The sequence below is a fragment of the Pseudoalteromonas porphyrae genome, assembly GCF_001298125.1.
In the GTDB taxonomy this organism is placed as follows: Bacteria; Pseudomonadota; Gammaproteobacteria; order Enterobacterales; family Alteromonadaceae; genus Pseudoalteromonas; species Pseudoalteromonas neustonica.
On sequence record NZ_LHPH01000093.1, the window covers coordinates 1 to 601 of the forward strand.

General features: G+C 69.6%; 1 protein-coding gene. It reads left to right on the forward strand.

Annotated features, from left to right (window positions below; translation table 11 throughout):
• Positions 1–567: c-type cytochrome (locus ADS77_RS21970; RefSeq protein WP_152960669.1), on the forward strand; the 567-nt coding region annotated here is incomplete at its 5' end.
• Positions 568–601: the final 34 nt, after the last annotated feature.

The window sequence follows — 601 nt, forward strand, 5'->3', positions numbered from 1 at the left end:
CACGCAGACCTCGAGGCCGATGCCGATGCGGCAGCCGGTCGCGACAAGGCCGCCGCCTGTGCGGCATGTCACGGCCAGGAGGGCATCAGTCCCACCGGCGCCTTCCCCAACCTGGCGGGTCAGCAGGCCTCCTACCTGGCCAAGCAGATCATGGACATCCGCGACGGCAATCGCGTGGTGCCGCAGATGGCCGGCCAGGTCGACAACTTCTCCGACCAGGACGCCTGGGACGTAGCCAAGTTCTATGCCGACAAGGACGCGGCCCTGGGCCAGGCCGACCCGGACGAGGCGCTGGTCGCCCGCGGCCGCGAACTGTATCGCGCCGGCGACATGGCCAAGGGCATCCCGGCCTGCGCCGCCTGCCACACCCCCACCGGCCAGGGCATCGGCACCGCCGTCTACCCGGCGCTCTCCGGCCAGCATCCCGAGTACACCCTGGCCACCCTGCAGGCCTTCGCCTCCGGCGAGCGGGCCAATGATCCGGCCAACATCATGCGCGACATCACCAGCAAGATGAGCGATGCCGACATGGAGGCCGTGGCCAACTACGTGCTGGGCCTGCACTGAGACCGTCTCGGTCAGCGCATCTGCACACAGTCGG